Origin of the sequence: Micromonospora sp. LOL_023, from assembly GCF_048060115.1 — a bacterium.
GTDB lineage: Bacteria > Actinomycetota > Actinomycetes > Mycobacteriales > Micromonosporaceae > Micromonospora_E.
This window is the reverse complement of the sequence record NZ_JBHMIM010000113.1, coordinates 1-6859: the sequence shown is the minus strand read 5'-3', so window position 1 is coordinate 6859 and position 6859 is coordinate 1. Positions and strand designations below refer to the sequence as shown.

The window sequence follows — 6859 nt, the reverse complement described above, 5'->3', positions numbered from 1 at the left end:
ACACCGGCCCTCTCGGCTACGTCCTCGAAGGCACCGTACGGATGCTGAACCGGGTGCCGCACCGGCTGACCGTCCCCACCCCACGCCGGACGGACACCGCGACCGTCGCCCTGCACACCGTCACCCTCGACGACGACCCCGCGATCATCGACGCCATCGGACGGCACTGCGAGGGCCTCGTCATCGCCGGATTCGGCGTCGGCCACGTCCCCGAACCACTCGTCGACACCCTCACAGCCCTAGCCGGACGAATCCCCGTCGTCCTCGCGTCCCGCACCCCCGCCGGACCGACCCTGACCCGCACCTACGGCTTCCCCGGCTCCGAGCAGGACCTCATCGGCCGTGGTCTCATCCCCGCCGGCTGGCTCCACCCGTACAAGGCCCGCGTCCTGCTCCGAGCCCTCCTCGCCGTCGACACGAAACCACACGACATCGCGGCCGCGGTCACCACAGCCGGTGGACTCACCGAACCCACCGCCTGGCCCTGGACCACCACCAGCAGCGACGACCGGTCGGGATCGATCCGTACGGATGCGTAGCCACGACCTGACCCCCGGCCGCATGATCGGCGTCGTCTTCGACCACGGCGACGACTTCTTCACCGCCCTCACCGACGCCTGCCGCACCCATGACATCCGACAGGGCTACATTCCGATGTTCATCGCCGGCCTCAGCCAGGTGAAGATCGTCGGCACCTGCCAACGCCTCGGCAACCCCGACGCCCCCGTCTGGTCACACGTCGACCTCACCAACATCGAAGCCCTCGGCGGCGGCACCATCGCCTGGGACGACACCACCGGGACCATCGCACCCCACGTCCACCTCACCGTCGGACTCAAGGAACACAGCGCCACCGCCCACACCAGCCACCTCCTCGACGCCACCGTCCAGTTCCTCACCGAAATGCTCATCATCGAAGTCACCGCACCGACCATGCACCGGCTAACGAATCCCGACCTCTACGACGTACCGCAACTGCACTTCGGACAGGCAGTGCGCGGCAGCTGATGCGGCGGGTGGACCTCACGTGCATCGCTGACGACCGGTCGGGACGTTGAGGGGGTGGAATGAGTGACATCCGGTTCACCGAGGGAATCCTGAACTTCACCCAGGCCGCACGGCACCTGCGGGTGCCGCAGCAGACCTTCCACCGCTGGGCTAAGGGCTACCTCCGGGGCGGGCCGCTGCTGCACATCGCAGACTCAGCATCCAGTCCGCTTCCGGTCACCTTCATCGCCCTGGCCGATCACGGGCTCATCGTCGGCGGCACCAACCAGCACGTCATCCGGGAGATCGTCGCCGATCACATGCAGTACATCGCCTTCGGCGGCGACGGCTACCCGGAGCGGCTGCAACTGTCCGCCTGGCTCCCGCCGAAGGTCGAGGTCGACGTGCGCCGGGCCTTCGGACAGCCCATCTTCGCCGGCACCGGGACGAGAGTGGCGGACGTCGCAGGCATGATCAAGGCAGGTGAGAGCGCTGAAACGGTCGCGGACGAGTTCGGCCTCTCCATCAGCGACGTCCGTACCTCTGCCCGCATCCTCCTGGGCGTCGCCGCCTGAGTTCTACATCGACGAGAACATGCACGGACGCTCGTTGCGCCGGTTCATCCACATATAGCGTGTCATCGAGGTGAGGCTGAGATACCTCAAAATCGTGTCGTAGCGTGCCTCAGCCTCACCTCGATGACGGACGAGGGAAACACCGGCTCCCGAGTGGACCACCGCTGGCGCGCCGCGTTGTCGATCCGGTGACGCTTGTGCGACGCTGCGCAGTCAGTGCGGTGACGGCAGGTGGAGGCGTGGTGCGTGAGGTCGAGGTCAAGTATCGCGTCCAGGATCGGGAAGCGTTGCTCGTCGCGCTCAAGGCCTGCGGCATCGAGCCGGGTCCGCCGGTCGTGCAGGACGACCAGGCGTACGCCCCGGCCACCTGGTCGTACGGCGACAGCAAACTCGGCGTCCCCTTCGTACGGCTGCGGACCGTCGACGGCCGGCACACCTTCACCCTGAAACGCCCCGCCGACAACGCGCTGGCCTGCGACGAGTACGAGACGACGGTGGCCGACCGCGAGCAGATGCACGCCGCGATCGTGGCGATGGGCTTTTGCCCGACCGTACGGATCGCGAAGGTACGCCGTACCGCCGAATTGCCCGACGGCGTGCTGTGCGTCGACGACGTCGCCGGCCTCGGCACCTTCCTCGAACTGGAGCGCATCGTCGGTGACGACGTGCCCGGCGCGGCGGTGCAGGCCGAGCTGGCGGCGTTCGTCGCCGCGCTGGGGATCGAGGCGATGCGCACCGACCAGACGTACGACTCGCTGGTCCGCGCGGCCCTCGCCTCAGCTTGATCGCTGTGCTGACGACCAGGTGAGGCAGGCCGGTCGTTGGCCGGTCGACACGTACTCGACAACGGCCTGTCGGGCGGTGTCGACGCTGACTCGGGCCAGCCAGGCGGGCACGTCGACGGTCCCGCTGTCCGGCGACTCCAGCACGGCGATCGGCACGGTCGGATCGAGCTGTACGCCGTACGAGCCGTCCGACCAGCGTAAGGCAGCTCGTCCGACGTCAATGTCCACATCGATGCGTAACTGCGGCGGTGCGTCCGCCGGTCCGAACCAGATTGTCTGGCCGCACCCGCCGTGCGGCATGATCGATGACGCCTGCTCGTCGAACCACTCACCGGCGTCATCCGGGCCGGCCAGCGGCTCCCGATGTCCGTGGTAGTCGGTCATGACGAACTTCATCGGATTATCCTCTCGCCCGTGCCCACGTAGGTCCGTTTCCACCAGGTTTTTCCCTGGTCCCGTGTCGCGTAGACCGTGAGCTCGGAGCCTGGGGGAATGATGGATGGCAGGATCTTGTCGCAGGACCATTCATGATCCTGGTCCCGTTGATTGCTTCCACACACGGTGTTGTCGAGCACGAGATCCGCCTTGGCGGTGCCGTCGCGCCGCATCATCGCGGCTACCTTGGACTCGACGTGTTGATAGAAGGTGACGGCCGAGGTGATCAACGCCCTGGGGCGGGTCTTCGGCCTGGACGCTGACGCCCTCGCGCATCTGCACCAACTCGCCCGACCGCAGCACCGGGCCTCGGAATCCGACCACGTCGGTCCCGGCCTCATCGCGCTGCTGCAACGCTGGCACGACACACCGGCGATCGTGCAGAACCGGTACGGCGATGTGCTCGCCTGCACCGGCCTGGCGCTGGCGATCCATCCGAGCCTGACACGCGACCGGAATCTCGTGAGACTACTTTTTCTCGACCCCGCCGAACGGGCGCTCTTCCCCGACTGGGAGGAGCAGGCACGTCAAGGCGTGGCGTGGCTGCGGGCCGACGCCGACCCCGGTAGCCCGCGCCTCGCGGCCCTGGTGGGCGAGCTGACGCTCAAGAGCCCGGACTTCGTCCGGCTCTGGGCCCGGCACGACGTCCGCGTCAAGTCCGCCGGCCGCAAGAGGTTCGCGCATCCGGTCGTGGGGGAGTTCGCCGTGAACTTCGAAACGTTCCAGGTCAACGGGTAGACCGGACAGACGCTCACCGTCTACCACACGGTGCCTGGAACGAGCGACGCTGATGCGCTCACCCTGCTCGCCAGCCACGCGGCCACCGCGTCCACCGACCGCGTCGACGCGCCGCGCGATGTCGTTGTCGTCGACCGCCCGAGGTAACGAATCTGGCGCGGACCGGCCGGTCCTGAGCGGGTGCCCGCTACAGCCGCTCGATCCTGACCGGGTGCCCGCTACAGTTGGCCGGCGGTGCCGGTCTGCCAGAAGACCTGCCGAGTGGACTCGGACCGCAGCACCAGGTTCCCGTCGTCGCGCAGCACCAACTCCGGGTTGGGGCCAGCTCCGACGGAATCCGACGCCCACACCGCCGCCGCGTCAGCGGCCGAGCTGTCGTAGACGACGAGGTTGCCGTCGGGCTGCATCCTGGTCTCCCACACGCTCATGCCGCCGACCACGATCTGGTGTGTGCCGGACGACCAGAGCACGCTGTTGCCGGGCCCGTACAGGACCAGGTTGCCGTCCTGCTGCTGCATCAGGTGGTAGACCTCGTTCGGCGAGGACAGGTACCGCAGGGCGGTGAGCCGGTAGCCGGCCGGCATGGTGCCGGCGTACGACAGGGTGCTGTTCTGTTCGGACAGGCCCGCCAGCGTCATCACCGTCGAGCCGTCCCCGCGGGTCAGATGGAAGTGGCCCTGGTTGGTGACCGTCACCCTGGTCGCGTCGGAATCCTTGGTGTTCGATGCCCAGGCGACGCTGCCGTCGGGGCGGTAGATGACGAGGTTGCCGTCGCCCTGCATGACGACCCGGCTGCCGGGCTGGCCAGCGGTGTTGCTGGCCCACCAGTCGTACGGGCCTTGGCAGATGTTGGGTCGGGGCGCCCCGCAGGGCGACGGACCGTAGGTGACGAGGTTGCCGTCGGTCTGCATCAGCAGGCCGAACCGGCCGTCGGGGGAGAGGATGTACTCGCCTGCGTACATGGTCGTGTTCGCGTTGAGCTGGCTGCCGATCCTGGTCGCGCCGACGAACGCGCCGGTGGCGGGTTGCGCCGAGACGGCGGGCGACGCCACTGCGGCGAGGGCCCGCCGGGCCGGGCCTGCCGGCGACGCCGTCGGGCTCGGCGTGGCGCTCGGCGACGGTGCTGCCGGATCGGGCGTTCCCGGATCCGCCGGCTCGCCGGTCAGCGCCACTGCCCCCGGCGTCCCGATCTCGTCGGGCCGGTTCACGAAGGCCACGGCCGTTGCGATCGTCAGCACCACGGCGACCGTGCCGAGCGCGCCGAGCAGCAGCGCCGGCCGCTGAGGTCGGGTCGGCGGCAGGTCGTCGCCCGGGTCGGGACGCGGCACCTCAACGGTGCCCGCGGCGGCACTGTCGATGCCGACATCACCGCTGCGTTCACCCGTCGGGGTGCCGATGACGACGACTGTCGGATCGACATCCGCCCATGGGTCGACCGGATCACCCTGTGACATTGACATCTCCTGACGGACCAGCGACAAGGTACGGGTCGTCCGGAATCCGGACGCGGCGACCTGCGCCAGGCCGCGGTGCCCGGCGCAGACAAGGCGCCAGCGGAAGATCCTGCCAACCCCTGCAGGCCGTTGACCAGTCGCGACCGGCGAATCTAGGCAGTCGCCACATCTGACGATCAACAGCTGGTACGGTCCGGATTCGCGATGCTGCTCGCCAGTGAGCCGGACATCGAGATCGTCGGCGAGTGCTCCGACGGCGGCGCCGGCCGAGCTGGCGCTCGCGGTGCGTGCGGTTGCCAGCGGCGAGGCCTCGTTCATCGGGAACGGGCTGCGCGCAGTGCGGGTGCGGATCGGACCCGCACTGCGCGCTATTCCGCTGCCCTGCTGCGGGTACCAGGTCGCCCACCAGGCATCTGTGTTGCAATTCAGCTACGGACAATAGTCCTGCGTCGGTCGATGGCCTGACCGGCTACTGCAAAGGGTCCCCAGCCTCGACCGGGCCAACCGGACCAGTGGTGGACTAGTAGCCCAGCCGCCACTGCTGGTAGCCGTTTCCAGCGATGCATGCGTGTCCGTATACGGCGCCCTGATAGTTACCATCCAGACACTGATTGCTGAATCGGTTCTGCAACGTCACGTTGTACCAGTCCCTGCCCCCGGCTACCTTCCACTGGGTGCTCTGGGCCGAGTTGCACTGACTCAACCCGGCCGAACCGCCCGTGTTGACCTGGACGCAGTAGCCGGTCTTGACGTGTTGCAGCATCACCAGGTCGTGGCCGTCCCAGCTGCCTTGATCGATCGGCCGCCAGAGCTGATAGCGGTTCGAGCCGACCGGCATGCTGCACGGCAGGGTGTACATCTGCCCCCGGTCGTTCGCGTCAAGGCACCTGCCGGTGCTCCAGTTGCGAAGGTAGTTCTGCCCAGGTACGGCCTGCGCCGGCGCTTGCACCGCCACCACCGAGACCGCCGCCGCGCACAACGCGACGAGCATCATGGCCAGCACCCGCAGTGGCCGACGGCCCGTTGCTCCGGTACCGATCGACCAATCTTGGACTTGAGACACGCTAGCTCCTAGTTGCAGATGACATCGACGAAGTGAACCGCTCGCCGCGATGCGCACTCGTGCCGGACGGACGAAAGGCAACGGAATCACCCAGTGCCGAAACGACGTACTGACACCAGTAGACGTGAGGCCCACGCTCGAGGGCACGATACATGTGTTGCCGGCGGCTCTCGGTGGCGGTCGATTCAGGCACCGGCCGGGCCGTCCAAAGCCCTGACCTCTGCTTTTACCCGCTTCCAACGATGTCGGGTCGTGGTCGAGGTCGCCGGGAGGCGGTCGGATGACGACGGTTGTACCGGTGAATACTAGGCAGTTCACCATCAGCGGGGTGGGTGGTGATGCAACCGTCAGTGTGGCTCCTCGGCGTCGGGATCCCCCGGGGCCGGGCGGGCCGAGTTGGCGGAGTTCGGCTCCAGAAACTCGGACCATAAAGGTGAATCTGGCCCGGTGGTCAACCGAGTGCTGTAGAACTGACCGTGTCAATTCATCCAGTGGCCAGGAGGGGCGATCGAGGTCGTCGTGCAGCCACTGACCAGCCAGAACGCCTGGCGCATCAGCGGATCCGCTACTTCGACCTGCTTCGTGCCGCGGCGCTCATCCGCATCTTCGTCTACCACGCCACCGGCTGGACCTGGCTCAGTCTGCTGATTCCCGCGATGGGTAGCTATTCACCGGGGGCGAGAGTGTGACTCGCGGTTGGTTTCCCAGGCTGGTGGGAGCGCATCCTGATGGGGCAGCCGTGGCAGGCGGCTGGTGGTGGTGGCGGCGGGTCAGCCGGGGGTCGGGTCGGGTGGTAGCCAGGGTCCGGTGGTGAACAGTTCG

The 6859-nt window shown here is 67.7% G+C and carries 8 protein-coding genes and 1 pseudogene; 5 read left to right on the top strand and 4 right to left on the bottom strand.

Features of this window, described 5'->3' with window-relative positions:
• The 4 genes and pseudogenes from ACFHVL_RS30470 to ACFHVL_RS30455 form a co-directional block, all read left to right on the top strand.
• Positions 1–539, top strand: a pseudogene (locus ACFHVL_RS30470) (asparaginase); the annotation flags it as partial.
• Positions 532–1008, top strand: a complete 477-nt coding sequence (locus ACFHVL_RS30465; protein ID WP_416632040.1) for a PPC domain-containing DNA-binding protein — start codon at positions 532–534, stop codon at positions 1006–1008. The pseudogene ACFHVL_RS30470 and the gene ACFHVL_RS30465, both read left to right, overlap by 8 nt.
• A 59-nt stretch (positions 1009–1067) precedes the next feature.
• Complete coding sequence (locus ACFHVL_RS30460; protein ID WP_416632038.1) at positions 1068–1562, top strand: DUF433 domain-containing protein; 495 nt, start codon at positions 1068–1070, stop codon at positions 1560–1562.
• Between the two features lie 242 nt (positions 1563–1804).
• Entirely contained in the window at positions 1805–2347 is a 543-nt protein-coding gene (locus ACFHVL_RS30455; RefSeq protein ID WP_416632037.1) for a class IV adenylate cyclase, read from the top strand.
• On the opposite strand, the gene ACFHVL_RS30450 is transcribed toward ACFHVL_RS30455, so the two are convergent.
• Both ACFHVL_RS30450 and ACFHVL_RS30445 read right to left on the bottom strand, forming a co-directional pair.
• Positions 2339–2743 carry an Imm1 family immunity protein gene (locus ACFHVL_RS30450; protein ID WP_416632036.1) on the bottom strand — a complete coding sequence of 135 codons (405 nt, stop codon included), beginning with the start codon at positions 2741–2743 and terminating at the stop codon, positions 2339–2341. The two genes, ACFHVL_RS30455 and ACFHVL_RS30450, sit on opposite strands and share 9 nt — an antisense overlap.
• Positions 2740–3012, bottom strand: a complete 273-nt coding sequence (locus ACFHVL_RS30445) for a DddA-like double-stranded DNA deaminase toxin (RefSeq protein WP_416632035.1) — start codon at positions 3010–3012, stop codon at positions 2740–2742. The genes ACFHVL_RS30450 and ACFHVL_RS30445 overlap by 4 nt, the downstream gene beginning before the upstream one ends.
• On the opposite strand from ACFHVL_RS30445, the gene ACFHVL_RS30440 reads away from it, so the two are divergent.
• Positions 3005–3520 (top strand): hypothetical protein, encoded by a 516-nt coding sequence (locus ACFHVL_RS30440; RefSeq protein WP_416632034.1) that lies wholly within the window; start codon positions 3005–3007, stop codon positions 3518–3520. The genes ACFHVL_RS30445 and ACFHVL_RS30440 overlap by 8 nt on opposite strands.
• Before the next feature lie 218 nt (positions 3521–3738).
• Here the strand turns inward: ACFHVL_RS30440 and ACFHVL_RS30435 are convergent, their stop codons facing one another.
• Together ACFHVL_RS30435 and ACFHVL_RS30430 are read right to left on the bottom strand one after the other, a co-directional pair.
• Entirely contained in the window at positions 3739–4974 is a 1236-nt protein-coding gene (locus ACFHVL_RS30435; RefSeq protein WP_416632032.1) for a hypothetical protein, read from the bottom strand.
• Positions 4975–5494: 520 nt separating this feature from the next.
• Entirely contained in the window at positions 5495–5968 is a 474-nt protein-coding gene (locus ACFHVL_RS30430; protein WP_416632030.1) for an RICIN domain-containing protein, read from the bottom strand.
• Positions 5969–6859: the final 891 nt, after the last annotated feature.